Raw genomic sequence first — 25,295 nt, forward strand, 5'->3', positions numbered from 1 at the left:
TTGAAGGCCTTGAAAGCTGGAGTTCCCGGAGAACGGGCTTTCTACCGCATGGCTCTGGCACTCGGCTCGCGCCATCTTCTGAGTCATCCTCGTGCTTGACACGAGGATCCAGGCGGCGTTCTCCGTGTGGCCTGGATGCTCGGGTCAAGCCCAAGCATGACCCGTGTTGTAAGGGTGGAGCAAATCGCTGCCGCAGCGTGATGATTGAGGCCACGAAAGGCCTTGAGAAACCGGCAAAACCACGCTTTCCGGGTCATATGAAACACGCCGTCATCACGCCCTTAACCCGTTTCACCGCATCGATTTTTTTGCTGCGGTTAACCAAAGTAAACGCTTCATTAACCATCCTGCTTCAGTAATGGACACACGGCGCTTTCCTTAAAAAAGCGACAATCCAGGTGTGCTTTCCGGCCTTTGCCGGAATTGATGGGGACGGGTATGGCTGCCTTGCATGTAGCGGTATTGATGGGCGGATTTTCTTCCGAGAGGCCGGTAAGCCTTGCCTCGGGGAACCCGTGCGCCGATGCGCTGGAGGCTGAAGGTTTCCGTGTCACCCGCGTGGACGTCGCCCGCGATGTCGCAAGCGTGCTTGCAGAGCTGAAGCCCGATGTGGCGTTCAATGCGCTCCATGGTCCGTTCGGCGAGGACGGCACGATCCAGGGCATTCTCGAATATCTCCAGATCCCCTACACCCATTCCGGCGTTCTTGCATCGGCGCTTGCCATGAACAAGGTTCAGGCAAAGCGGGTTGCAGCCGCGGGCGGAATTCCGGTTGCCGAAGACCGGCTGATGAACCGGATGGAAATCGGCAACGCCCATCCGATGGAACCGCCCTACGTCGTCAAGCCCGTCAATGAAGGATCGTCCTTCGGGGTCGTGATCGTCGATGAAGGTCAGGCGTCGCCGCCGCAGTCGATTACCTCTTCCGACTGGCCTTACGGCGACATCGTCATGGTCGAGCGTTTCGTGCGCGGACGCGAATTTACCTGTGGCGTGGTGGGCGGCGAGCCGCTCTGCGTCACCGAAATCGTGCCCGTCGGCCAGAAATTCTATGATTTCGACGCAAAATACAAACCAGGCGGATCAAAACACATCCTGCCGGCAAATCTTAAACCGAATATTTACCAAAAGATTCAATTATTGGCCGCTCAGGCTCATCAGATCATGGGATGCCGCGGCGTCAGCCGTTCGGATTTCCGGTTTGATGAGGAGAGGGGCGAGGAAGGGCTGATCTGGCTGGAAATCAACACCCAGCCCGGCATGACCCCCACCTCTCTGGTTCCTGAAATGGCGGCGGAAGCCGGTATGGGCTTTGGTGCCTTTCTCCGTTGGATGGTGGAGGATGCTTCGTGTTTGCGTTGAAGGCTAGAAAGGACGAGATCGGCGAGACCAGCCGCGGGGCTGCAGGCAGCCGCGCGGGCGTGCTGCCGCGTCCCCTCAGGCGCCTGATGCGTGGCACGGCAGGCATCCTGACCGGCCGCACGGCGCTTCCGAAGCATACCGGCAGCGCCGCTGCTCTGGTGTTCTTTGCCCTCGTCGGCGCCAATGCGATTGCCGTTTCCGGCAAGGGCGAGCTTGTCCGCCGCGCGGCGTTCCAGCTTTCCGGCTTTGCCGTCGAGGATATCGAGATTTCTGGCAACAGCGAGACGTCCGAGATCGTGGTTCTCCAGAGCCTCGGCCTTGAGGGCGCCTATTCGCTGCAGGGCGTCGATATCCAGATGGCACGCGGCCAGCTTCTCAATCTCCCTTGGGTCGCCGATGCGGATATCCGCAAGGTCTATCCGTCCACGCTCAAGATTTCGCTGAAGGAGCGTGTTCCCTATGCGCTCTGGCAGCAGGAGGACGGCCGTCTTCTGATGGTCGAGCGCGACGGCAATATCATCGGTCCGCTGAGCGCACCCAAATTCCGCCGTCTGCCTCTGGTACTCGGCCAGGGCGGCAATGTTGCCGCCAAGGATGTCGAGGAACTGATGCAGGAATGGCCGGAGCTTTCCGAGCGCGTCCGCGCCTTCAAGCGCGTCGACGAGCGCCGCTGGGACCTCTATCTCGACAATGGCATGATCGTGAAGCTGCCCGAACACGGCAGCGATGCGGCACTTCTGCGCCTGCGCGCGCTTGAGACCGACCGGTCGATCCTGGAGCGCGAAATCGCGGCCGTCGATTTGCGTCTCGATGACCGGGTTGCGATCCAGCTCACGCCGGATGCCATGGAGCGTCGCACCGAGGCAACGGAAGCGCTCAAGAAGACATTCAAGAACAAGGGGAGGCGTCTGTGACCCTGTTCCGCTCGTCCGGCTTCAATCGCGCCAAGCCTCTCTCGGCCAAGAAGACGCATATCGTCAGCGTGCTCGACGTCGGTTCGTCCAAGGTGGTCTGCATGATCGCGCGGCTGACCCCGCGTGAGGAAAGCCAGATCCTGCCGGGCCGCACCCACAATATCGAGATCATCGGCATCGGCCATCAGCGCTCGCAGGGCATCAAAAGCGGCGTGATCGTCAATCTCGATGCTGCCGAACATGTGATCCGGCTTGCGGTGGACGCAGCCGAAAGCATGGCCGGCATCACCATCGACAGCCTGATCGTCAATGTTTCGGCCGGTCGCCTTCATAGCGATACCTACACCGCGGCCATCGATCTTGGCGGGCAGGACGTGGACTCCTCCGATCTACGCCGCGTTCTGTCCGCCGTCTCCCGCCGTTCGATCAACGAGGAACGGCAGGTGCTGCATTCGCTGCCCGCCGGCTTCACGCTCGATGGCGAACGCGGCATCCGCGATCCGCTCGGCATGTACGGCGAGACGCTCGGCGTCGACCTGCATGTGGTGACGGCCGAACGGCTGGCGCTGCGCAATCTCGAGCTTTGCGTCAACCGCGCCCATCTTTCGGTGGAGCGGATGGTCGCAACCCCTTATGCGAGCGGCCTTGCGGCACTCGTTGACGATGAGGTCGAACTCGGCTGCGCGGCGATCGACATGGGCGCCGGAACGACCACGATCTCGGTTTTCTCCGAAGGCCGGCTGGTGCACACCGATGCGATCAGCCTCGGCGGCCACCACGTGACGACCGATCTTGCCCGCGGTCTTTCGACCCGGATGGAAGATGCCGAGCGGCTGAAATGCGTGCACGGCTCGACCATTACCTCGACGGCGGATGAGCGCGAGATGATCGCTGTTCCCTCGATCGGCGAGGATGATCACGACCAGCCCCGGCAGGTCTCCAAGGCGCTGCTGTCCAAGATCGTCAGGGCGCGGATCGAGGAAACGCTGGAACTGATCCGCGACCGGATCCAGCTTTCGGGCTTTTCGGCAGTGGTCGGAAAGCGGGTGGTGCTGACGGGTGGCGCAAGCCAGCTGATCGGTCTTAGCGAATTGTCGCGGCGGATCTTGAGCAGGAATGTCCGCATCGGTCGTCCGATGGGCGTTTCCGGTCTGCCGCTTCCGGCCAAGGGCCCGTCGTTTTCGACGGCCGCAGGCCTTCTGATCTATCCGCAGCTTGCGGAGAGCGAAACCTATGGCAGCGAGCAGCGGGGCTTTCTGTCGTCAGGCGGCGGACGCCTAGCGCGCGTCGGCCAGTGGTTCAGGGAAAGTTTTTAACGAACACGAGAGATTGGCCGGCTAGGCGGTACGGCCATAGCGAGAAGGAACGGAACTCATGACTATCACGCTGCAAAAGCCAGATATCACGGAACTGAAGCCGCGTATCACCGTATTCGGTGTTGGCGGTGGTGGCGGCAATGCCGTCAACAACATGATCACCGCAGGCCTCCAGGGCGTCGATTTCGTCGTCGCCAACACGGATGCCCAGGCGCTGACCATGACCAAGGCCGAACGCGTCATCCAGCTCGGCGTCGGCGTCACCGAAGGTCTCGGCGCAGGCTCGCAGCCTGAAGTCGGCCGTGCGGCTGCCGAAGAGTGCATCGATGAGATCATCGATCATCTCAACAACACCCATATGTGCTTCGTCACCGCCGGCATGGGCGGCGGAACCGGCACGGGTGCCGCTCCGATCGTGGCCCAGGCCGCCCGCAACAAGGGCATCCTGACCGTCGGCGTCGTCACCAAGCCGTTCCAGTTCGAAGGCCAGCGCCGCATGCGTCTTGCCGATGCGGGCATTGAGGAGCTGCAGAAGTCCGTCGATACGCTGATCGTCATTCCGAACCAGAACCTGTTCCGGATCGCCAATGACAAGACCACCTTCGCCGACGCCTTCGCGATGGCCGACCAGGTGCTCTATTCCGGCGTTGCCTGCATCACTGACCTGATGGTCAAGGAAGGCCTGATCAATCTCGACTTCGCCGACGTCCGTTCGGTGATGCGCGAGATGGGCCGCGCCATGATGGGCACGGGCGAGGCATCCGGCGAAGGCCGCGCAATGCAGGCCGCAGAAGCCGCGATCGCCAACCCGCTGCTGGACGAAACCTCGATGCGCGGGGCTCAAGGGTTGCTGATCTCGATCACCGGTGGCCGTGACCTCACGCTCTTCGAAGTCGACGAAGCTGCGACCCGTATCCGCGAAGAAGTCGATCCGGACGCCAACATTATACTCGGCGCTACGTTCGACGAGGAACTGGAAGGCATCATCCGCGTCTCCGTCGTTGCGACCGGTATCGATCGTTCCGTCAACCATGGCGACCACATGCCGGAGCCGCGCCGCGAGACGCGCCCGCCGGAAATCCGCTCCACGCCGACCCAGCAGAGCCAGCCGGCTCAGCCGGCAGCCCCGCAGCCGCGTCAGGACCCGATCGCCGAAACGATCCGTTCCGCCGAAGCTGAAATGGAGCGTGAACTGCAGATGGCGATGAGCCATGTTCCGCAGCAGCCGAAGGTACAGCCGCGCGCCGAAGCGCCGCAGATGCAGCCGAAGAGCCAGATCTTCTCCGCTCAGGCACCGCGTCAGCCCGCACCGCAGGCCGCTCCCCAACAGCCGCGCCCGCAGATGGCCGAACCGCGCCGCATGCCGGAAGTCTCCGACTTCCCGCCGGTGGTCCAGTCGGACATGAGCGCAAGCCGTCGCCAGGAGCATGAAGAGCGCGGTCCGAAGGGCCTGTTCAAGCGCCTGTCGAACACGCTCGGCCGTGGCGACGAAAGCTTCGAAGGCCACCACGAGGAGCCGGTGGCTCGTCGCGAACCGGCCCCGCAGGCTCAGCCGCAGCAGAACCCCTACGCGCCGCGCCGTGCAGAAGCACAGCCTGCCCGTCAGGATGACGATCAGTTCGATATCCCCGCCTTCCTGCGTCGCCAGGCGAACTGAGATACCGATCGATCCCCTTGTTCGTTAGGGGATCGGTAACCGTCCCTTTGAAAACCTTCTCGCAGATCACGCCCGGCCGCTCCAGCGGCCGGGTTTTTTCGTGTTTCGTAACATATCGAAAGAAACAGTGATTTGGCTTCCGGCGGTGCCATGCGTAATTACAAGGCAAGCAATGGACTCACCTGTGAAGCCGTCAGCGCGCGTTATTTTGAAGCGCAGCGCAACCCAAGCGTGGGTATCGGCATTGAAAGTGCAGGGGTCGGAATTCAGTGATTAGGGACATCGACATGTCGACAGGTATTTACGGGTTGCAGACGACCATTTCGAACTCCGTCAGGATTTCGGGGATCGGCGTGCATTCGGGCAAGCCGGCGACGATCGTGCTGCAGCCGGGCGAAGCCGATCAGGGCATCCTGTTCGAGCGCTACGAAAACGGCAAGCGGATCAGCAGCTACAAGGCCGTTGCCGACAATGTCGGTCCCACCGCGCTCTGCACCGTTCTCGGCTCGGAGCCTGGCGAATGGATTGCGACCATCGAGCATCTGATGGCGGCCATCTATGCGCTTGGCATCGACAATCTCGTGATCGCCGTCGATGGCGCCGAAATGCCGATCCTTGACGGCAGCTCCCGCGTCTTCGTGGAAGCCCTGGAAGAAGCCGGCATCATGAAGCTCGCCGAAAAGCGCAGCTATGTGAAGGTCGCCAAGACCGTGCGCGTTGAAAACGGCGCAGGCTGGGCCGAGTTTTCGCCCTATGACGGCATGCGCTTCGAAGTCGAGATCGATTTCGATACGCCGGTGATCGGCCGCCAGAAATGGGCCGGCGACATGAGCGCGGAGACATTCCGCCGCGAACTCTCCGGTGCCCGCACGTTCGGCTTCATGCGCGATGTCGAACCGATGTGGGCGCGCGGTTTCGCGCTTGGCTCGTCGCTCGAGAACTCGGTCGTGATTGCCGATGATGATCGCATCATCAATGCCGAGGGTCTGCGCTACGAGCATGAGTTCGTGCGCCACAAGACGCTCGACGCCGTTGGCGATCTGGCGATGATGGGCATGCGGTTTGCGGGTTGCTTCCGCTCCTATCGCGGTGGCCATGCGTTGAACGCCGCTGCCGTGCGCAAATTGTTTGCAACCCCTGGCGCTGCCGTCATCGTGTCGCCGCGCGGTGCGCTGCCGTTCCGGCTGCGTCAGGAAGATGTGGTCGCGGCCGGCCCGGTATCCTGATTGCGTCGATCGGCTGAGTTTCCAGACGGGCTGTTTGCAGGGATGCGGCAGCCCGTCTTTTGTTTTCAAGGTCTTAAGCCTGCCGGGGAGGTGACCTGACAAATCGCCAACAATTTGCAGCTTTTTCGTGCGGGTGAGATTGCTCTTGTCGGCGGGATATGCGTAAAACGTCGGTTGAAACAGAACTGCGTCCAAGGGACGCCCAACTGGGGCATAGGCAATGATGGATAGTCTTAACCGGAAGACACGAGGCTCGTTTCGCGCAATCGCGCTTCCGGCGGCCATAATTGTCGGAGCAGGTATCGTTCTTGGTGGTTGCTCCAGGGAAAAGGACGTCGACATCACGACGCTGCAGTATGAGGCGGACCCGCCGCAGCAGCTTTATGATGAGGCTCTGGCCAATATCAATGCCGGCAAGGTTGGCGAGGCGCTGCGCAAGTTCCAGTCGATCCAGGATCAGAATCCCCTGTCAGACTATGCCCGCCGCGCGCTTTTGATGCAGACCTACATGCAGTATAGAACGGGCAAGTACGAAGCGGCGGTCAAGTCCGGCACGCGCTATGTCCAGCTCTATCCGAACTCCAAGGACGCTGCCTATGCGCAGTATCTCGTCGGCCTTGCCTACTCCAAGGAAATCGTCGACGTGACGCAGGACCAGACGGCTGCCGAGGAAACGATCGTGCAGATGCAGAAGGTCATCGATAACTATCCGGATTCCGATTACGCCGGCGATGCCCGCGCCAAGATCCGCTATGCCCGCGACCAGCTCGCCGGCAAGAACATGCAGGTCGGCCGCTACTATCTCGAGCGCAAGGACTATGTCGCGGCGATTTCGCGCTTCAATGTGGTCGTCAACCAGTATTCGGACACCAACCAGATCGAAGAGGCGCTGGAACGCCTGGTCGAAGCCTATTATGCGATGGGCGTGGTTTCCGAAGCGCAGAACGCAGCCTGGGTTCTGGGTCATAACTACCCTGACAGCCCGTGGTATCAGCGCGCTTACAAGCTTCTGAACTCCAAGGGGCTTCAACCGCAATCCAACGGACGCGGCTCCGCCGTTTCGGACGCCACGCCCAGCTAAACCGGCTTCTTCGCCAAGGCGCGAATACCATGCTCGTCCAGCTATCCATTCGGGACATCGTTTTGATCGAGCGGCTGGAACTTGACCTCGGTACGGGCCTTTCCGTGCTGACCGGCGAGACCGGCGCAGGCAAATCCATTCTGCTCGACAGCCTTTCGCTGGCGCTTGGCGCGCGCGGCGATGGCGCGCTGGTGCGTCATGGTCAGGACCAGGGCCAGGTGATCGCGGTGTTCGATGTGCCGGCCGATCACCCGGCACGGCTGTTCCTGCGCGAGAACGATCTCGATGATGACGGCGACCTGATCTTCCGGCGGATGCAATCGGCGGATGGGCGCACCCGCGCTTTTGTCAACGACCAGTCCGTCAGCGTGCAACTGCTGCGCCAGGCCGGCCGGCTGCTGGTGGAAATCCACGGCCAGCACGATGAGCGCGCCCTGATCGATACCGACGGCCATCGCCGCCTGCTCGATGCCTTTGGCGGTCTTACCGGTGATGCCGAGATGGTCGCTGCGCTTTTTCGCGGCTGGCGGGATGCGGAGCGCAAGCTGAAGCAGCACCGCGCCCATATCGAGGAAGCGGCCCGCGAGGCCGATTATCTGCGCAGTTCCGTGGACGAGCTTCAGGAGCTTTCCGCCGTCGACGGAGAGGAAGATCAGCTCGCTGAAAAGCGCGCGACGATGATGAAATCGGAGCGGATCGCAGGCGACATTTCCGAAGCGCTGGAATTTCTGAACGGCAATGCATCGCCGGTCCCGATGATCGCCTCGCTGGTGCGCCGTCTGGAGCGCAAGTCCCATGAGGCGCCCGGTCTGCTTGAGGAAACGGTCGAGTTGCTTGATGCAGCGCTTGAAAAACTCTCGAGCGCCCAGATGGAGGTGGAAGCCGCCCTCGATCGCGCAGCCTTCGATCCGAAGGAGCTTGAGCGGACCGAGGAGCGTCTGTTCGCGCTTCGCGGAGCAGCCCGCAAATATAACGTCCCCGTCACCGAACTGCCGGCACTTGCCGAGCGCATGGTGGCAGCCCTTGACGAACTCGATGCCGGAGAGGCGAAGCTCGCCGCGCTGACAGAGGCGGCAAGCGCTGCCGAAACCGCATATTTCGAGGCGGCGCGCCTCTTGTCCGGCCGTCGTCTTGAAGCCGGCGAGCAACTGAGCGCGGCGGTGATGGCGGAGCTTCCCGCGCTCAAGCTTGAACGCGCGCGCTTTACCGCCGTCGTGTCCGCCAACGAGGAGACAGCGGGCGCGGAAGGAATCGACACGGTTTCATTTGAGGTCCAGACCAATCCCGGCACGCGGCCGGGCCCGATCATGAAGGTCGCGTCTGGCGGTGAGCTCTCGCGGTTTCTGCTCGCGCTCAAGGTGGCGCTCGCAGACAAGGGCTCCGCGCCGACACTGGTTTTCGACGAGATCGATACAGGCGTCGGCGGTGCGGTGGCCGATGCGATCGGCCAGCGGCTCAAGCGTCTTGCCGAAACCGTGCAGGTTCTCTCCGTCACCCACGCGCCGCAGGTTGCCGCGCGGGCAGGCGGCCATTTCCTGATTTCGAAAGGCGGCGGCGACAGCGTCAGCACCCGCGTCGAGGTCATCGGCCCGGAAGAGCGTCAGGAAGAGATCGCCCGCATGCTTGCCGGCGCCAAGGTGACGGACGAGGCGCGCGCCGCTGCCGCCAAGCTTCTTTCCGGGGATGTGTGACTTTCGAAAATTGCTGTTATAGGGATAGCTGCCGGGCTGTCCCGGTGATGCCAAGCATCAGGCAGCGATGACCCCGAAGGTTCCGGGGCCGGTCACGAGCAACTACAAGGGTGTCGATGGAAGTCTTTCTGCAGCATTACTGGCCCCATATTCTGGCCGTCATTTCCTTCGCTCTCGGGGCGACTGCGGCAATTCACGCGGCAATGACCAAGGATGAGGTGCGCGCGGCGATCGGCTGGGTCGGCGTCATCATGCTGTCGCCGATCCTGGGTGCGCTGATCTATGCGGTTGCCGGCATCAACCGGATGCGGCGCGCCTCGATCCGCGACAAGCGCGGCAGCGTGCGCGACGCGGTCAGCAGCGAGGAGCGCAAGCACCGCGTCGACCGCGCGGCGATCGATGCGGCGTTCGGCACGCGCATGGGCGCGATGTGGAATCTCGGCAATCGCGTCTCCGGCATGCCCGCAACCCGCGGCAACGACCTGCGGCTTCTGGAAACCGGTGATGAAGCCTATTCCGCGATGATGGAGGCGATCGACAAGGCCGAGCGCTCGATCATCATGGAAACCTACATTTTCGACTCCGACCATGTGGGCCGCCGTTTCGTCGACAAGCTCGATGCGGCGGTCAAGCGCGGCGTCGAGGTGCGTATCCTGGTCGATTCGATTGGTGCGCGCTATTCGCGGCCGCGGATCACCCAATTGCTGCGCGCGCGCGGGATCAAGGTGTCGACCTTCAATGGCGCGGTTCTGCTCAGAATGCGGTTGCCCTATGCCAATCTGCGCACCCACCGCAAGATCATGGTGATCGACGGCGAGACGGTTTTCGCGGGAGGCATGAATATCCGTGAGGCCTTTACCGGTCCTGACGCTGCCCACGATACCCATTTCTGGCTTCAGGGGGCTGCTGCGGCCGACTATTTCACCGTCGCCGCCACCGACTGGTTCTTCGAAACCGGCGAGAAGCTGGAAGGGCCTGCCTGGGAAGTGGCTGCGCCCGAAAATGGCGGCGGCGTGATCGCCCGCGTCGTGCCATCCGGCCCGGACCTCAATCTCGGCAACAACAACAGCATGATCATGGGCGCGCTTTCGGTAGCGGAAGACCATGTGATGATCATGTCGCCCTATTTCCTGCCGGACCGCGACCTGGTGGCAGCGCTTGCGACAGCGGCCAAGCGCGGCGTTGCCGTCGATATCATCGTGCCGGGCAAGAACAATCTCGCTCTGGTCGACAAGGCGATGACTGCGCAGTTCGAGGAAATCCTGGCGGGCGGTTGCCGGATCTTCCGCGATAACGGCGCCTTCAACCATTCCAAGCTGATGACGGTCGATGGCAAGTGGTCCTATCTCGGCTCGTCAAATCTCGATGCGCGTTCCCTGCGGCTGAACTTCGAGACCGACCTCGAAGTCTTCGACGCCGGCTTTGCGGAGGAACTGCGTGCGCGCATCGGCGCTGCCCGCGCCAATGCCACCGAGGTGACGCTCGAGAAGCTGAAGAGCAGGCCATTCCTTTACAAGCTGCGGGACCGCATACTTTGGCTGGGATTGCCGTATCTCTGAAAACGCTTCATATTCGGGGCAGACAAACCGTGTGAGACATGAAGCCGATCAAATCTCCCCTTGCCAATGCCGTGATGCGCTCCTTCCGTGAGAATGGAAAGCGGCCGGATCAGCCTGTGCCGATTGCGGGCGAGGGGCTTCGGGTTGCGACCTACAATGTGCACAAATGCGTCGGCGTCGATGGCCGTTTCGATCCCGACCGCACCTTCGAGGTGATCCGCGAAATCGGCGCGGACATCATCGCGCTCCAGGAGGCGGATACGCGCTTTGGCGAGCGCACCGGACTTCTGGACCTGAAGCGTATCGAGACCGAGACCGGTCTGATCGCGGTTCCCGCCGAGGCAAGCGTGAGAGCCCATGGCTGGCACGGCAATGTGCTGCTGTTTCGCGACGGAGCCGTGCGCGACATCCACCGCGAGAAGTTGCCCGGGCTTGAGCCGCGCGGCGCGCTCTTGACGGATATCGAGCTCAACACCGGCGTCCATCTGAGGGTGGTTGCTGTCCATCTCGGGCTCTTTCGTGCCTCGCGCCGCCAGCAGGCAGACCATATTCTCGGCCTGCTGGGCAACCGCGACGAGGCTGCAACGCTGATCATGGGTGACATGAACGAATGGCGTCTCGGCAATGGTTCGGCGTTGCGCCGGTTCGAGGAGGCGTTTGGCTATCTGCCGCCGGCGCGGGCGAGCTTTCCCGCCCGCTGGCCGGTGCTGGCGCTCGACCGCATCATCGCCAACCGCGATGGGCTGGTGGCCGATCTTGCGGCGCATGATTCGCTGCTCGCCCGCGTCGCATCCGATCATCTGCCGCTGACGGCGCTGATAGATCCGGGCGTCCTTGGCGGCGAGGCAGTGAAGGCGATGCGCGCTTCGGGGTGAGCGGCTATTGCCCCCTTCATCGACCGCGATCACGCGACAACCGGCTTTCCTTTCTCGATGAACCGCTCTAATTCAGCGTGAGAGTTGCGAAGGAGTGCGACATGGCCAAAGACAGTGCCAACGACATGGCGAAGGTGCCGGTCGAGGACTTGACCCCGCAAGAGGCGGAAGCGGAACTTCAGCGCCTTGCAGAGGAAATTGCCCGCCATGACGCCGCCTATCACCGCAAGGACGCGCCGGAGATCACCGACGCGGAGTATGATGCGCTGAAGCAGCGCAATGATGCGCTGGAAGCGCAGTTTCCCGAGCTCATCCGCGAAGACAGCCCTTCGCGCCGCGTTGGTTCCACGCCGTCCGAAGCCTTTGCGCAGGTCACCCACGCCGTGCCGATGCTGTCGCTCGGCAACGTGTTTTCCGACGAGGACGTGCAGGATTTCATCGCCTCGGTCTATCGCTTTCTGGGGCATTTGCCGGATAACTCGATCGCCTTTACCGCCGAGCCCAAGATCGACGGCCTTTCGATGTCGCTGCGCTACGAGAATGGCGTGCTGGTATCGGGCGCCACCCGCGGCGATGGCGCAACCGGTGAGAACGTCACGGCCAATGTCCGCACCATCGGCGAAATTCCGAACCGCCTGCCGGAGGACGCGCCTGCGGTCGTCGAGGTGCGCGGCGAGATCTACATGGCCAAGAGCGATTTCGCGGCGCTCAACGCCGCGCTTTCCGAAGAGGGAAAGCCCACCTATGTGAACCCGCGCAACACCGCATCGGGATCGCTGCGCCAGCTCGACCCGGAGGTGACGGCAAGGCGCAAGCTCAAATTCTTCGCCTATACCTGGGGCGAGATGTCGGCGATGCCGGCAGACACCCAGATGGGCATGGTCGAGACCTTTGCGCGCTGGGGCTTTCCGGTCAATCCGCTTATGAAGAGGCTTTCCTCGGTCGATGATCTGATTGATCACTACCGCGAAATCGGCGTCCAGCGCGGCGACCTCGATTACGATATCGACGGCGTGGTCTACAAGGTCGACCGGCTCGATCTTCAGGCGCGCCTCGGCTTCCGCTCGCGCTCTCCGCGTTGGGCGACGGCCCACAAGTTTCCGGCCGAACAGGCGATCACGCGGCTCCTCAACATCGATATACAGGTGGGCCGCACCGGCGCGCTCACCCCCGTGGCACGTCTGGAGCCGATCACCGTCGGCGGCGTGGTGGTCACCAATGCGACGCTCCACAACGAGGACTATATTGCCGGCAAGGGTTCCAATGGCGAGCCGATCCGCGAGGGCCGCGATATCCGCATCGGCGATTACGTCATCGTCCAGCGCGCTGGCGATGTGATTCCCCAGATCGTGGACATCGTGCCGGAGAAGCGGCCGGAGGATGCCGAGCCCTATCGCTTCCCCGATCATTGCCCGGTCTGCGAAGCGCACGCGGTGCGCGAGATCAACGAGAAGACCGGCAAGCTCGATGCGGTGCGCCGCTGTACGGCGGGCTTTTCCTGCCGCGCGCAGGCCGTCGAGCACCTGAAGCATTTCGTCTCGCGCAACGCCTTCGATATCGAGGGGCTTGGGGCCAAGCAGGTGGATTTCTTCTTCGAGCACGAGGATGAGGCGCTTGCGATCCGCACCGCGCCCGACATCTTCACGCTGGAGCGCAGGCAGGCGGCGGCGGGGCTCACAAGGCTCGAGAATTTCAACGGCTGGGGCAAGACGTCGGTCGCCAATCTCTACCAGTCGATCAATGAGCGGCGCTCGATCGCGCTCAACCGCTTCATCTTCGCGCTCGGCATCCGACATGTGGGCGAGACCACGGCCAAGCTTCTCGCACGCTCCTATGGCTCCTACGCAGCCTTCGAGCAGGCGATGAAGCTGGCGGCAAGCGGCGAAGGCGAGGCCTGGGACGATCTCAACAATATCGACGGCATCGGCGCTGTGGTCGCCCGCGCAATTGCCGAGTTCTTTGCGGAAGAGAAGAACACAGCGGTGATCGCACGGCTTCTGGAAGAGGTGAGCCCTGAAGACGACCAGCAGCGGATCGACACATCAAGCCCCGTTGCCGGCAAGACGGTAGTGTTTACCGGCTCGCTCGAAAAGATGACCCGCGACGAGGCCAAGGCCAAGGCCGAAAGCCTCGGCGCCAAGGTTTCCGGCTCGGTGTCGAAGAAGACCGATATCGTCATCGCCGGGCCGGGCGCGGGCTCCAAGCTGAAGAAGGCGGAAGAGCTTGGCGTCCAGACCATGGACGAGGATGAGTGGCTGGCGCTGATCGGCGGTTGATGGCAAATCTGGCCTCGCCTTTTTCTCGGGCGCGGTCTGCTTGCATAGGGTCTGCGACAACCTATGTTGAGGGTAAGGTCTTTCAGGGAGTTTGAATATGAACCGTTTTGGTGTTGCCCTTTGCGCGAGCCTCATGCTCGCGGGCGCGGCGCAGGCCGAACAGGTGGGCGAGGTCGGCGTCGACTGGGTCGGCAACGATATCGAGATCGAGGCGCTGCATGACCCCGAAGTCGATGGCGTGACCTGCCACATCGCCTATTTCGACCGCTCGGTGATCGACCGGCTTTCCAACGGCAACTGGTTCGAGGATCCTTCCAACTCCTCGATCGCCTGCCGTCAAACCGGCCCGATCGTCATCCGGGATATCGACCTTGGCAAGGGCGGCGAAGAAGTGTTCAAGCAGGGCCGGTCGCTGCTCTTCAAGCAGCTGGTTATAAACCGCATCTACGATCATCCGAACAAGACCCTGATCTATCTCGCCCATACGCGCGAAATCACGCAAGGGTCTGCCAAGATGTCGATGTCGACCGTGCCGCTTTACGGCCAGGATGTCGTTTGGGAAAACGGCGCGCCGGATTGAGGAGGGCATCATGAGGCTTGAGGCAAGCTGCCAGTGCGGCAAGGTTTCCTATTCGGTCGAAAGCCGCACACCCCATCCCTACATGCGCTGCTATTGCAGCATCTGCCGCAAGCATGGCGGGGCGGGCGGCTATGCCATCAATCTCGGTGCGTCGTCAAAAACGCTTGAGGTGAAAGGCGAGGAGCACAAGCGCTTCTACCATGCCCGCATGCCGGATGGCGAAAGCCATGGCGAGCGCCATTTCTGCGGCCATTGCGGCAGCGCTCTTTACCTCTACGATCCGCGCTGGCCCGAACTGGTGCATCCTATTGCCGCAGCCGTGGACACCCCCTTGCCGCATCCGCCGGAAATCGTGCATATCATGATGGAGTTCAAGGCCGACTGGGTGGATGTGCCGGAAGGCCCCGGCCATGTGCATTTTGACGGTTACCCCGATCTTTCGATCGAGGACTGGCACCGCAAGCACGGTCTTCTCGAAGAATAGGGTGGTATTTCCGCCCGCTGAAAGGGGTAGAAATGAAAACCTTCCGTCGCGTCCTCTGGGCGTCTGTCGCCATCGTCTGCGCAGTGCTGATCTGGCTGGTCTATCAGATCGGCGAGACCAACGAGAAGATGATGGCGATCCCCTTCGGCCCGACCTTCGAACTGACCGCTGGCGACGGAGAGCCGATCACCGAACAGGCGCTGCGCGACAAGCCGAGCGTGCTGTTCTTCGGCTTTACCCACTGCCCTGAGGTCTGCCCGACCACGCTTTACGAGCTGAATGGCTGGCTGCATCAGGTTGATCCCGATGGCGACAAGATCAACGCCTACTGGATGTCCGTCGATCCGGAGCGCGATACGCCCGAAACCATGGAGCGCTATCTCTCCAACGTTTCAGACCGTATCGAGGCAATTTCCGGCGATCCGGACAAGGTGCGCGCCGCGCTCGACAAATTCGGCATCTATTACGAGAAAGTGCCGCTTGACCCCAACCAGCCGGATGGGGACTACACCATGAATCACAATGCCTCCGTGTTCCTGCTGGATGACGGCGGCGTGCTGAAGGGCACGATCGCTTATGGCGAAAACCCAGATGTCGCGGTCAAGAAGCTCGAAAACCTGATCAACTGACGTTCCCGCCTTGCCATTGCTGGAAAGCGGGCTTATCGCGGGCGTACGCCATTTGTTGAAAGACCAGCCATGAGCCAGATCCGCCTTTTTGTCACCACCACCGAGACCGGCGCGAGCCAGGTGCTCGATGCGCTTTCTGCCGTGCTGGGCGAAGAACCCTATGCGCTGGCGACGATGGAGATCGACGAGAAGGCGAACCGCTGGGAGGCTTCGGTCTATCTCGAACCGGAGGAAGAGGATGCGCTGCGGGCGATATTCGGCGATGCGCTGAAGGGCCTCTACGGCGACGATCATCCGGCAATCGAGAAGGAAGAGATCGAGGAGATCGACTGGATCGCCAAGTCGCTGGAAGGGCTGAAGCCGGTGCGTGCCGGCCGTTTTCTCGTGCATGGTTCCCATGACCGCGATCATCGCCGCGCCGGTGATATCGCAATCGAAATCGAGGCGGGACAGGCGTTTGGAACCGGCCATCACGGCACCACCAGCGGCTGCCTTGAAATGATCGACACCGTTCTCAAGGCCGAGAGGCCGCTGAACGCGCTCGATCTCGGCACGGGCACCGGCGTGCTCGCCATGGCGGTCCGCAAGCTCTGCCCGATCCCGGTACTTGCCACCGATATCGATCCGGTGGCGGTGCGCGTTGCGAAAGACAATGCGCGCGCAAATGGCATCGTGTCCGGTATCGATTTCGTCACCGCCCCCGGCTTTCACCATGCCGCCTTCGCCGATTATGCTCCCTTCGATCTGATCATCGCCAATATTCTTGCGCGTCCGCTGATGAAGCTTGCGCCCGGCGTCAAGCGCAACCTTGCCCCCGGCGGCGCTGTGATCCTCTCCGGCATTCTCGCCGAGCAGCGCTGGAAGGTGCTTTCCGCCTACCGCACCCAGGGCATCAGCCATGAGCGCACCTATTGGCGCAATGGCTGGGTCACGCTGCTGCTGCGCGGCTGAGGGGTTTAGCGCCTCAGCTCTGCCGCCCATGTGCGGGACAACTACCCCATTCTCCGCGTCATCCTCGGACTTGATCCGAGGATCCAGGCCATATGACGTGAGCGGGAGAAAGGTATGCCTCTTCGAGGCGCTGCCGCACGGTCGGGCGTGACCTTCTTATTCAGGCTCACTTAGCCTTTGTAATCGATGTCAATTTATGAAGCAGAGCAAATCTGCCTGGATCCTCGGGTCAAGCCCGAGGATGATTCGCCAAAGGCGCGGATCGCTCTTCAAAACCTTCCAGGTGACTGAAAGCAAAGAAGGCCGGCCACAGGGGCCAGCCTTCCATTCAATCCGAAAGCAATTCCGTTCAGGTGTAGCTCTGCAGCGGACGCACTTCGAGCTGGCCCTGCTTCAGCGCCTTGATCGCCTGGGCGGCGGCGAGGGCGCCGGCCATGGTGGTGTAGTAGGGCACTTTCTGGGTCAGCGCCGCGCGGCGGAGCGATTTCGAGTCCGAGATCGTCTTGCCGCTGCTCGTGGTGTTGAACACCAGCTGGACCTGACGGTTGCGGATCGCATCCTCGATATGGGGACGGCCTTCGCGCACCTTGTTGATCTTGGTGGCCGGAATGCCGTGCTCTTCCAGGAAGTCGCGCGTGCCGCCGGTCGCCATCACCGAGAAGCCCTGTTCGACCATCAGCCGGACGGCAGGCAGGACCCTGTCCTTGTCTTCCGGGCGCACGGAGACGAACACGCAGCCCTCGCGCGGCAGATCGACGCTTGCGCCAAGCTGTGCCTTTGCGAAAGCGATGGCAAAGTCCTTGTCGAGGCCGATCACCTCGCCGGTCGAGCGCATTTCCGGGCCGAGCAGGGTGTCGACGCCGGGGAAACGGGCAAACGGGAACACCGCTTCCTTCACCGCGATATGGTTCAGCTTGCGCGGGTTCGGGCGTTCACCATAGGACGCGATCACGTCGTTCAGCTTTTCGCCCGCCATGACGCGCGCGGCGATCTTGGCGATCGGCGCGCCGATGGTCTTGGCGACGAACGGAACGGTACGCGAGGCGCGCGGGTTCACTTCGAGGATGTAGACCGTGCCGTCCTTGATGGCGAACTGCACGTTCATCAGGCCCTTGACGTTGAGCGCCAGCGCCAGCGCGCGGGACTGTTCCTCGAGCTCGTCCATCATTTCGGAAGAGAGCGAGTGCGGGGGCAGGGAGCAGGCGCTGTCGCCCGAGTGAATGCCCGCTTCCTCGATATGCTCCATGATGCCGGCGATGAACACGTCGGTTCCATCGCACAGGCAGTCCACATCCACCTCGGTGGCATTGGTAAGGTAGCTGTCGAACAGCAGCGGGTTCTTGCCGAGCATGGTGTTGATCTGCCCGGTCTTGTCGTTCGGATAGCGCTGCTTGATGTCCTCGGTGACGAGTTCCGGCACGACTTCCAGCAGATAATGCGAAAGACCGGCTTCCGAATGGACGATCTCCATCGCGCGGCCGCCCAGCACGTAGGACGGGCGAACCACCAGCGGATAGCCGATCTCTGCGGCAACGAGGCGGGCCTGTTCCACAGAATAGGCGATGCCGTTGTTGGGCTGGTTCAGCTCAAGCTTGATGAGAAGCTTCTGGAACCGGTCGCGGTCTTCGGCAAGGTCGATCATGTCCGGTGCGGTGCCGAGGATCGGGATACCGTTCTTTTCGAGCGCTTCGGCGAGCTTCAGTGGCGTCTGGCCGCCGAACTGCACGATGGCGCCGACGAGCGTGCCCTTTTCCTGCTCGGCGCGCATGATCTCGATCACGTCTTCCGCCGTCAGCGGCTCGAAGTAAAGCCGGTCTGAGGTGTCGTAGTCGGTCGACACGGTCTCCGGGTTGCAGTTGATCATGATCGCTTCGTAACCGGCCTCGTTCAGCGCGAAGGCGGCGTGGCAGCAGCAGTAATCGAACTCGATGCCCTGGCCGATGCGGTTCGGACCGCCGCCGAGGATGACGACCTTCTTCGCATCCGAAACGCCGGCTTCAGAACGGGTCTCGCCATCAAAGGGCGTCTCGTATGTCGAGTACATGTATGCGGTGGGCGAGGCGAATTCGGCCGCGCAGGTGTCGATGCGCTTGTAGACCGGGCGAACGCCGAGCCGGTTGCGCAGCTGCGCGACTTCCTTGGGCCGGCCCTGGGTGAGGCTTGCAAGCCTCTGGTCGGAAAAGCCCATGGCCTTCAGCATGCGCAGATTTTCAGCGTCTTGCGGCAGGCCGTGCTCGCGCACGCGCTCTTCCATGTCCACGATCGCCTTCATCTGCTCCAGGAACCAGGGGTCGATGCGGCTGTGCTCGTGGATCTCGTCGAGGCTGACACCGAAGCGCATGGCCTGGGCGACCATGCGCAGCCGGTCAGGCGTCGGCGTGCCGATCGCGGCGCGGATGGCATTGTGCCGCTCGCCGTTCTCGATGCCGGGAATTTCGATCTCGTCGAGCCCGGTCAGGCCGCGCTCAAGACCGCGCAGCGCCTTTTGCAGCGATTCCGGGAAGGTGCGGCCGATCGCCATCACTTCGCCAACGGATTTCATCGCCGTCGTCAGCGTATTTGCGGCGCCCGGGAATTTTTCGAAGGCGAAACGCGGTATCTTGGTGACCACATAGTCGATCGACGGTTCAAATGATGCAGGCGTTGCGCCGCCGGTGATGTCGTTTTCCAGTTCGTCCAGCGTGTAGCCGACCGCAAGCTTGGCCGCGACCTTGGCGATCGGGAAACCAGTGGCCTTGGATGCGAGCGCCGAAGAGCGCGAAACGCGCGGGTTCATCTCGATGACGACGAGGCGGCCATCGGCCGGGTTGACGGCGAACTGCACGTTCGAGCCGCCGGTCTCGACGCCGATCTCGCGCAGCACCGCCAGCGAGGCGTTGCGCATGATCTGGTATTCCTTGTCGGTCAGCGTCAGGGCAGGGGCAACCGTGATCGAGTCGCCGGTATGCACGCCCATCGGATCGATATTCTCGATCGAGCAGATGATGATGCAGTTGTCCGCCTTGTCGCGGACCACTTCCATCTCATATTCCTTCCAGCCGAGCACCGATTCTTCGATCAGCACTTCGGTGGTGGGCGATGCGTCGAGACCGGAGGAGACAATCTCGAAGAACTCCGAGCGGTTGAAGGCAATGCCGCCGCCGGTGCCGCCAAGCGTGAAGGATGGACGGATGATCGCCGGCAGGCCGACGACATCGAGCGCCTGCGCTGCGACCGCCATGGCGTGCGACATGTAGCGCTGCTTGCGGTCGGTGGAGGCAAGGTTCCACTCGTTCTCAAGCCCGTCGAGCGCGGTATCGAGCGCATCCCCGGAAAGCGTCTTCTTCAGTTCGGCGCGCTTGGCTTCATGTTCCTGGCGGTACTGATCCTTGATCTCTGTCGCGTTGGCGAGCATCGATTTCGGAGTTTCGAGCCCGATCTTGGCCATCGCCTCGCGGAACAGCGCCCGGTCTTCCGCCTTGTCGATCGCATCCGGCTTGGCGCCGATCATTTCGACATTGTAGCGTTCGAGCACGCCCATCCGGCGCAGCGACAGCGCGGTGTTGAGCGCGGTCTGGCCGCCCATCGTCGGCAGCAGCGCGTCGGGGCGTTCCTTGGCGATGATCTTGGCGACCACTTCGGGGGTGATCGGCTCCACATAGGTGGCGTCCGCAAGCTCCGGATCGGTCATGATCGTCGCCGGGTTGGAATTCACCAGGATAACCCGGTAGCCTTCTTCCTTCAGCGCCTTGCAGGCCTGGGCGCCGGAATAGTCGAACTCGCAAGCCTGACCGATGACGATCGGCCCCGCGCCGATGATGAGGATGGATTTGAGGTCTTGGCGCTTGGGCATGGGCGATATCCGTCGTTTCTTCTTATCATCCCTGCATCAAAAACCGGCACGGGGAACCGGGCCGGGGAAGGGACGTGAAATCATGTAGGCTAGGTGGGCCTTATAGGGGAGATATGGGGGCAACGGAACCCCAAAATGCACCCCTTCGACACCCATCAACGGCGTTTTTTTACATCTTGATGCACTTAAGTGTGAACTTTTCGTTTACTTGCCGCGTTACTACTCCAAACCGGAGACTAAACAATGTTTGAATATCTGCCTCTCATCGCATTTCAGATCGCATTCGCGGCAGCAGGCCTTGCTATTCTTTACCGGATCGTCGGTGGCAAGCTCTCCGCAGCAGAAGCAACAGCGCGCAAACCCACCCATGGCGAAATCTTTCGTCGGGCTGCGAACACATCGCACGCCTGAGTACAGGCAAGCATAAGGGTGACGCTTTCAGGCGTCGCCTTCTCCTGCTTGATGTGTTGTCAGCCGTTCCGCCTCGCTTCCGTCCAGTCTTGGATAGTCGAACGTGCCGTTCAGCAAGACTTCCTCCGCCGCCTGCTTCAGCCCGGCAAGTGCTGCGCGCGCAAATGAGCCCCCCACGCTGATGCGCTTGACCCCGATCTTTTCAAGCTCGGCGACCGTGTAGTTCCTGCCTTTCAGCCCCATCACCACATTCACCGGCCTTGAAACTGCGCTGCAAACCTTTTCGATCGCGTCGAGATCTGGAAGACCCGGCGCGTAAAGCACGTCTGCGCCCGCGTCTTCGAACGCCTGAAGCCGCCGGATTGTGTCGTCGAGGTCAGGCCGTCCCCACAGAAAGTTCTCCGCGCGCGCCGTCAACAAAAAGGGCAGGCCGGCTCTGGCTTCTGCTGCGGCGCGCACGCGGGCAACGGCAAGCTCGAACGGGTAGATCGGCGCGTCTTCCCGCCCGCTTGCATCCTCGATCGAACCCCCGACCAGGCCCGCTTCGCAGGCGCGCCGGATCGTCAAGGCGCAGTCTTCCGGCGAATCGCCGAAGCCGTTCTCAAGATCGGCGGAGACAGGAAGATGCGTTGCCGCGACGATTGCTGCCGCATTCGTCAGGATGGTCTCGCGGCTGAGCGCTGCGTGCGAATCGCGCTCTCCAAGGGAAAAGGCGAGCCCAGCACTGGTCGTCGCGAGCGCCTTGAAGCCGAGGCTTGTGAGAAACCTCGCTGTCCCGGCATCCCAAGGATTTGGCATAACGAAAGCGCGCTTCCCGTCGTGAAGGCTTCTGAACGCTTCGTATTTCTCCTGCTGACTGGCCATGATTTCCCCGTTGTTCCGAAACATATCATGAACATTGCCCTTCCGAGCGCGCCTTTGCAAGAGAAGAAGCACGCGCGGCAGCGGATCAGAACAATCGTTCGCCTGATGCGTTGGTCTTCAAAGCGGAGACATGAATGTATTTCGAAAACCTCTCTCTGATATGGCTGACATTGATCTTTCTCGCGGCCGGGGCCGTCATTCTCGGTTGCGGTGTGAGGATCACGGATGTGGCGGATCGTATCGCTGACCGGACGGGACTCGGGGAGGCGCTGATCGGCGGCCTGCTCCTCGGAGCCGCCACCTCACTTTCCGGCACCGTGGTCTCGGTGACGTCGGCCCTTGACGGACGGGCGTCGCTCAGCTTTTCAAACGCCGTGGGCGGCATAGCCGTCCAGACCGCATTTCTGGCGCTGGCAGATATGATCTATCGCCGGGTGAACCTGGAACACGCGGCGGCTGATCTTTCCAATCTCTTTCAGGGCGCGCTGCTGGTGCTTCTGCTCGGCATGCCGCTTCTGGCCTATGCCGCACCCGAGATCACGCTGTTTGCCGTAAGCCCCGTCTCGCTTGCGATCTTCGGGGTTTATATTGCCGGTGCAGTGGCGTCCAAGCGCGTGCGCGACGAACCCATGTGGCACCCTGTCGGCACGCATGAAACGCGAACCGATCAGCCGGAAGAGGAGGCGACAGATGCGGGAAGCAACGTCGGGATCTTTGCCTTTTTCGCGCTGCTGATGGTGGTCATGGGGCTTTGCGGCTATGTGATTTCGCAGATTGCCGGTGTGATCACCGATCGCTACAGCCTGTCGGCCTCGCTGGTGGGCGCGCTTTTGACCGCCGTCGTCACATCGCTTCCGGAACTGGTGACGACGCTTGCCGCCGTTCGGCGCGGCGCGCTTCAGCTTGCCGTCGGCGGCATCATTGGCGGCAACACCTTCGACACCCTGTTCTTGACGTTGTCAGATGTGGCCTATCGTGATGGGTCGCTCTATCATGCCATTGCCCGCGAAGACCTGCTCTGGCTCGCCGTGGGGCTTTCCTCCACGGCGATCCTTCTTCTCGGCCTCATCGTGCGGCAGAAGGCCGGACCCGGCAGGATCGGGTTCGAGAGCGTGGGCATCCTCCTGCTTTACTGCGGCGCCGTCGCGGTCACCGCGCTGTGAATTGTCTTGCCAAATCCGTGTTCACCGTATTATCAATCGAACCAACCGGTTCGATTTTAGGTTCATAAAGGTGGTTCAGATGCTGGTTCACTATCTTGAAGACTCCCGCGCACATCGGATTTTGTGGCTGCTGGAGGAGCTCGGGGTCGAGTACGAAGTGAAGCGCTACAAGCGGGGAGAGAATATGAGTGCCCCTGCGGAACTGCGCCGGATCCACCCTCTCGGCAAATCCCCGGTCATAGAGGATGACGGTCATGTGGTCGCGGAAAGTGCCGCGATCGTCGAATACATCATCGACCGGTATGGCCGCGACAGCGGCCTGCGGCCGGAGCCGGGAACAGACGAGGCGCTGCGCTACCGCTACTGGATGAATTATTCGGAAGGATCCGCCATGCCGCTTCTGGTCATGAAGCTGGTGTTCCAGAAGATACCGGAACAGGCGCCGTGGCTCCTCAAGCCACTGATGAAGAGGATTTCAAAGGCTGTGAACTCGACGCTCACCGATCCCCAGCTCAAGACCCACGGCGCTTTCTGGGAAAGCGAATTGCAGCGCGATGGCTGGTTTGCCGGTCCGAACTTCACGGCGGCCGACATCATGATGAGCTTTCCGATCGAAACCGGAATGGAGCGAATTGCCTTCGAACAGCGACCGCATGCATTGGTCGAGTTCCTGCAGAAGATCCATGCCCGCTCGGCATACCGTCACGCGCTGCAGCGCGGCGGCGCCTATCGCTACGGCGGAAACCCGATGTCCTGAACCCGAAGTTCGGGAAGGGAACGTTCGTCCGGCGGTGTCGCCTGTTGCATGACGCAGGTGGAAACGCCGGACGTCCTCGAAAATGCGTACAGGACAATTCGAGCGGGCTCGCCTTCCGGCGGACGATGGCGCCTCTCTAGACGGCCATTCCCATTCCGGCTTCCCTGCCGACCATGCGCGCCTGGCGGCGCTGGGCACGCTCCTGCTGTGGCGAACAGCGGTAGATCTCGCGGTAGCATTTGGAAAAATGCGATGCCGAGACGAAACCGCAGGCAACGGCCACATCGACCACCGGCATGGTGGACTGCGCAAGGAGGCGGCGCGCCCGGTCAAGCCGGATTTCGAGATAGTAGCGCGCCGGCGAGCGGCCCATGTCCTGACGGAACAGACGTTCGATCTGGCGTCGCGAGAGGCCGACCGCGTCGGCGATTTCGACGAGCGTCAGCGGCTCGGCAAGGTTTGCCTCCATCAGTTCGATGATCTGCAGCACCTTGCCGTTCTGCACGCCGAGGCGGGCACTCAGCGGCAGACGCTGGCGCTCGCTCGAGAGCCGGACGCGATCGGTAAGGGCCTGCTCGCATATGGCGTTCACGAGGCCTTCTCCAAACTCTCTTCCGATCAGATAGAGCATCATGTCGAGCGAAGCCGTGCCGCCGGCGGAGGTGTAGATGTTGCGGTCGATCACGAACAGATCGGCATGGGCATCGATTTCCGGCCAGGTTTCGGTAAAGCCCGGCATGTTTTCCCAGTGGATGGCGCAGCGCCGCCCCTTCAGAAGTCCCGCGCGTGCCAGAAGGTGGGAGCCCGTGCACATCGCGCCAATGCCGCAGCCGCGGTTGTTGAGTTCGCGCAGCCAGGCTTCGAAGGACTTGTTGTAATAGTCCTCGACATCGATGCCGGAGCACACCAGCACCAGATCCGGCCGTCTTTCGCCCATCAGCGCCCGCCGCTCGTCGCTGAGAGACGTGTCGGGATCGATCGCGATACCGCTCGAAGAACAGACCCTTGCGCCGGTATCGGAAGCGATGCGCCAGCGATAGGCCTCGTAACCGAGCATGCGGTTGGCGATGCGAAGCACCTCCACGGCGCTCGTGAACGGCAGCAGTGAAAATTGCGGGACGAGATAGAAGACAAAGGATCGAACCATATGGGACACCGCCGCGCTGAGAGCCGGATCTACGGCTTGAGAAAGCTCAATTTCTGCAAGAAACCCGGACGCCAATTGCCTGTTAGCGACATTGACACAGACAATTGCGGCGGAAAAGGGCAGGCTCTCATCGAACGCTCTTTTTATGCGAGCAAGCGGGCTAAACCGCATCGCGTTGCGGCTGCGCGGTTTGCGAAGGATCGCCTGCCAAGGGACCACCGGTGGCAGGCGAGCCCGCGCTCAGTCGTTGCGCCAGTAGCGGTCATCCTCGAAGACATCGCTGCGCAGATGCTGGGGCACCCGCTTGACGCCCTCTGACCGCCAATCCGCATCGGCGGGCTTTCGCTGAATGGCGGAAACGTTGAGGATCGGGGTGATCAGATGACGCAGTATCACAAACAGTCCCATGGCTTTTCTCCTGTCCTCGGGTGTTGTCTGCAAGGGTAAGCACCTTTGACAATCAATCAAACGAAATGGTATTATGGTTTAGATCAATTTTATTGAACTTCAGGAGGCCGCG

Annotated in this window: 22 protein-coding genes; 18 read left to right on the forward strand and 4 right to left on the reverse strand. The window is 61.8% G+C overall.

Annotated features, from left to right (window positions below):
- Window positions 1-438: 438 nt before the first annotated feature.
- The 15 genes from HPQ62_RS00455 to HPQ62_RS00520 all read left to right on the forward strand — a co-directional run bounded on the left by HPQ62_RS00455 (window position 439) and on the right by HPQ62_RS00520 (window position 16,601).
- Window positions 439-1,362, forward strand: coding sequence for a D-alanine--D-alanine ligase (locus tag HPQ62_RS00455; protein WP_174800549.1), 924 nt, complete (start codon window positions 439-441; stop codon window positions 1,360-1,362).
- Window positions 1,350-2,276, forward strand: coding sequence for a cell division protein FtsQ/DivIB (locus HPQ62_RS00460; protein ID WP_174800550.1), 927 nt, complete (start codon window positions 1,350-1,352; stop codon window positions 2,274-2,276). The genes HPQ62_RS00455 and HPQ62_RS00460 overlap by 13 nt, the downstream gene beginning before the upstream one ends.
- Complete coding sequence (gene ftsA, locus HPQ62_RS00465; RefSeq protein ID WP_174800551.1) at window positions 2,273-3,592, forward strand: cell division protein FtsA; 1,320 nt, start codon at window positions 2,273-2,275, stop codon at window positions 3,590-3,592. The genes HPQ62_RS00460 and ftsA overlap by 4 nt, the downstream gene beginning before the upstream one ends.
- A 58-nt stretch (window positions 3,593-3,650) precedes the next feature.
- A complete protein-coding gene (ftsZ, locus tag HPQ62_RS00470) occupies window positions 3,651-5,249 on the forward strand; it encodes a cell division protein FtsZ (RefSeq protein ID WP_174800552.1) in 1,599 nt (532 codons plus the stop codon).
- 150 nt (window positions 5,250-5,399) lie between these two features.
- Window positions 5,400-5,522 carry a hypothetical protein gene (locus tag HPQ62_RS21155; RefSeq protein WP_280516244.1) on the forward strand — a complete coding sequence of 41 codons (123 nt, stop codon included), beginning with the start codon at window positions 5,400-5,402 and terminating at the stop codon, window positions 5,520-5,522.
- A 14-nt stretch (window positions 5,523-5,536) separates the two neighbouring features.
- Complete coding sequence (gene lpxC, locus HPQ62_RS00475; protein ID WP_194246249.1) at window positions 5,537-6,475, forward strand: UDP-3-O-acyl-N-acetylglucosamine deacetylase; 939 nt, start codon at window positions 5,537-5,539, stop codon at window positions 6,473-6,475.
- Between the two features lie 223 nt (window positions 6,476-6,698).
- Window positions 6,699-7,556, forward strand: coding sequence for an outer membrane protein assembly factor BamD (locus HPQ62_RS00480; protein ID WP_174801390.1), 858 nt, complete (start codon window positions 6,699-6,701; stop codon window positions 7,554-7,556).
- A gap of 29 nt (window positions 7,557-7,585) precedes the next feature.
- Window positions 7,586-9,247 (forward strand): DNA repair protein RecN, encoded by a 1,662-nt coding sequence (gene recN, locus HPQ62_RS00485; RefSeq protein ID WP_174800553.1) that lies wholly within the window; start codon window positions 7,586-7,588, stop codon window positions 9,245-9,247.
- 116 nt (window positions 9,248-9,363) lie between these two features.
- Entirely contained in the window at window positions 9,364-10,806 is a 1,443-nt protein-coding gene (locus tag HPQ62_RS00490; RefSeq protein ID WP_174800554.1) for a phospholipase D-like domain-containing protein, read from the forward strand.
- Between the two features lie 38 nt (window positions 10,807-10,844).
- Window positions 10,845-11,681, forward strand: a complete 837-nt coding sequence (locus HPQ62_RS00495) for an endonuclease/exonuclease/phosphatase family protein (RefSeq protein WP_174800555.1) — start codon at window positions 10,845-10,847, stop codon at window positions 11,679-11,681.
- Window positions 11,682-11,806: 125 nt separating this feature from the next.
- Window positions 11,807-13,957, forward strand: coding sequence for an NAD-dependent DNA ligase LigA (ligA, locus tag HPQ62_RS00500; protein ID WP_174801391.1), 2,151 nt, complete (start codon window positions 11,807-11,809; stop codon window positions 13,955-13,957).
- A 97-nt stretch (window positions 13,958-14,054) separates the two neighbouring features.
- On the forward strand, window positions 14,055-14,537 hold the full coding sequence (locus tag HPQ62_RS00505) for a CreA family protein (protein WP_174800556.1): 483 nt from the start codon (window positions 14,055-14,057) through the stop codon (window positions 14,535-14,537).
- A gap of 10 nt (window positions 14,538-14,547) precedes the next feature.
- On the forward strand, window positions 14,548-15,021 hold the full coding sequence (locus HPQ62_RS00510) for a GFA family protein (protein ID WP_174800557.1): 474 nt from the start codon (window positions 14,548-14,550) through the stop codon (window positions 15,019-15,021).
- A 32-nt stretch (window positions 15,022-15,053) separates the two neighbouring features.
- On the forward strand, window positions 15,054-15,650 hold the full coding sequence (locus tag HPQ62_RS00515) for an SCO family protein (RefSeq protein ID WP_174800558.1): 597 nt from the start codon (window positions 15,054-15,056) through the stop codon (window positions 15,648-15,650).
- A gap of 69 nt (window positions 15,651-15,719) precedes the next feature.
- A complete protein-coding gene (locus HPQ62_RS00520) occupies window positions 15,720-16,601 on the forward strand; it encodes a 50S ribosomal protein L11 methyltransferase (protein ID WP_174800559.1) in 882 nt (293 codons plus the stop codon).
- Between the two features lie 349 nt (window positions 16,602-16,950).
- On the opposite strand, the gene carB is transcribed toward HPQ62_RS00520, so the two are convergent.
- On the reverse strand, window positions 16,951-20,433 hold the full coding sequence (gene carB / locus HPQ62_RS00525; protein WP_174800560.1) for a carbamoyl-phosphate synthase large subunit: 3,483 nt from the start codon (window positions 20,431-20,433) through the stop codon (window positions 16,951-16,953).
- 243 nt (window positions 20,434-20,676) lie between these two features.
- Between carB and HPQ62_RS00530 the strand changes: the two genes are divergently transcribed.
- A complete protein-coding gene (locus HPQ62_RS00530; RefSeq protein WP_174800561.1) occupies window positions 20,677-20,844 on the forward strand; it encodes a hypothetical protein in 168 nt (55 codons plus the stop codon).
- Window positions 20,845-20,871: 27 nt separating this feature from the next.
- Here HPQ62_RS00530 and HPQ62_RS00535 read toward each other — a convergent pair whose 3' ends face one another.
- Window positions 20,872-21,708, reverse strand: a complete 837-nt coding sequence (locus tag HPQ62_RS00535) for an isocitrate lyase/PEP mutase family protein (RefSeq protein WP_174800562.1) — start codon at window positions 21,706-21,708, stop codon at window positions 20,872-20,874.
- A gap of 134 nt (window positions 21,709-21,842) precedes the next feature.
- Between HPQ62_RS00535 and HPQ62_RS00540 the strand changes: the two genes are divergently transcribed.
- Together HPQ62_RS00540 and HPQ62_RS00545 are read left to right on the forward strand one after the other, a co-directional pair.
- Entirely contained in the window at window positions 21,843-22,871 is a 1,029-nt protein-coding gene (locus tag HPQ62_RS00540) for a sodium:calcium antiporter (protein ID WP_174800563.1), read from the forward strand.
- Window positions 22,872-22,950: 79 nt separating this feature from the next.
- A complete protein-coding gene (locus tag HPQ62_RS00545; protein ID WP_174800564.1) occupies window positions 22,951-23,628 on the forward strand; it encodes a glutathione S-transferase in 678 nt (225 codons plus the stop codon).
- A gap of 136 nt (window positions 23,629-23,764) precedes the next feature.
- On the opposite strand, the gene HPQ62_RS00550 is transcribed toward HPQ62_RS00545, so the two are convergent.
- Both HPQ62_RS00550 and HPQ62_RS00555 read right to left on the reverse strand, forming a co-directional pair.
- The gene (locus HPQ62_RS00550; RefSeq protein ID WP_174800565.1) at window positions 23,765-24,775 is read right to left on the reverse strand and encodes a GlxA family transcriptional regulator; all 1,011 of its coding nucleotides are present in this window, start codon (window positions 24,773-24,775) and stop codon (window positions 23,765-23,767) included.
- A 240-nt stretch (window positions 24,776-25,015) separates the two neighbouring features.
- Entirely contained in the window at window positions 25,016-25,183 is a 168-nt protein-coding gene (locus HPQ62_RS00555) for a hypothetical protein (protein ID WP_174800566.1), read from the reverse strand.
- Window positions 25,184-25,295: the final 112 nt, after the last annotated feature.

The organism is Martelella limonii, assembly GCF_013344475.1.
Lineage (GTDB): Bacteria > Pseudomonadota > Alphaproteobacteria > Rhizobiales > Rhizobiaceae > Martelella > Martelella limonii.

What these genes read in the sequence shown, in the direction of transcription:
- HPQ62_RS00455 (WP_174800549.1), top strand. Translation starts at nt 439, where the DNA reads ATGGCTGCCTTGCATGTAGCGGTATTGATGGGCGGATTTTCTTCCGAG.
- ftsZ (WP_174800552.1), top strand. Translation starts at nt 3,651, where the DNA reads ATGACTATCACGCTGCAAAAGCCAGATATCACGGAACTGAAGCCGCGT.
- HPQ62_RS21155 (WP_280516244.1), top strand. Translation starts at nt 5,400, where the DNA reads ATGCGTAATTACAAGGCAAGCAATGGACTCACCTGTGAAGCCGTCAGC.
- lpxC (WP_194246249.1), top strand. Translation starts at nt 5,537, where the DNA reads ATGTCGACAGGTATTTACGGGTTGCAGACGACCATTTCGAACTCCGTC.
- HPQ62_RS00480 (WP_174801390.1), top strand. Translation starts at nt 6,699, where the DNA reads ATGGATAGTCTTAACCGGAAGACACGAGGCTCGTTTCGCGCAATCGCG.
- recN (WP_174800553.1), top strand. Translation starts at nt 7,586, where the DNA reads ATGCTCGTCCAGCTATCCATTCGGGACATCGTTTTGATCGAGCGGCTG.
- HPQ62_RS00490 (WP_174800554.1), top strand. Translation starts at nt 9,364, where the DNA reads ATGGAAGTCTTTCTGCAGCATTACTGGCCCCATATTCTGGCCGTCATT.
- HPQ62_RS00495 (WP_174800555.1), top strand. Translation starts at nt 10,845, where the DNA reads ATGAAGCCGATCAAATCTCCCCTTGCCAATGCCGTGATGCGCTCCTTC.
- ligA (WP_174801391.1), top strand. Translation starts at nt 11,807, where the DNA reads ATGGCGAAGGTGCCGGTCGAGGACTTGACCCCGCAAGAGGCGGAAGCG.
- HPQ62_RS00505 (WP_174800556.1), top strand. Translation starts at nt 14,055, where the DNA reads ATGAACCGTTTTGGTGTTGCCCTTTGCGCGAGCCTCATGCTCGCGGGC.
- HPQ62_RS00510 (WP_174800557.1), top strand. Translation starts at nt 14,548, where the DNA reads ATGAGGCTTGAGGCAAGCTGCCAGTGCGGCAAGGTTTCCTATTCGGTC.
- HPQ62_RS00515 (WP_174800558.1), top strand. Translation starts at nt 15,054, where the DNA reads ATGAAAACCTTCCGTCGCGTCCTCTGGGCGTCTGTCGCCATCGTCTGC.
- HPQ62_RS00520 (WP_174800559.1), top strand. Translation starts at nt 15,720, where the DNA reads ATGAGCCAGATCCGCCTTTTTGTCACCACCACCGAGACCGGCGCGAGC.
- carB (WP_174800560.1), bottom strand. Translation starts at nt 20,433, where the DNA reads ATGCCCAAGCGCCAAGACCTCAAATCCATCCTCATCATCGGCGCGGGG.
- HPQ62_RS00530 (WP_174800561.1), top strand. Translation starts at nt 20,677, where the DNA reads ATGTTTGAATATCTGCCTCTCATCGCATTTCAGATCGCATTCGCGGCA.
- HPQ62_RS00535 (WP_174800562.1), bottom strand. Translation starts at nt 21,708, where the DNA reads ATGGCCAGTCAGCAGGAGAAATACGAAGCGTTCAGAAGCCTTCACGAC.
- HPQ62_RS00540 (WP_174800563.1), top strand. Translation starts at nt 21,843, where the DNA reads ATGTATTTCGAAAACCTCTCTCTGATATGGCTGACATTGATCTTTCTC.
- HPQ62_RS00545 (WP_174800564.1), top strand. Translation starts at nt 22,951, where the DNA reads ATGCTGGTTCACTATCTTGAAGACTCCCGCGCACATCGGATTTTGTGG.
- HPQ62_RS00550 (WP_174800565.1), bottom strand. Translation starts at nt 24,775, where the DNA reads ATGGTTCGATCCTTTGTCTTCTATCTCGTCCCGCAATTTTCACTGCTG.
- HPQ62_RS00555 (WP_174800566.1), bottom strand. Translation starts at nt 25,183, where the DNA reads ATGGGACTGTTTGTGATACTGCGTCATCTGATCACCCCGATCCTCAAC.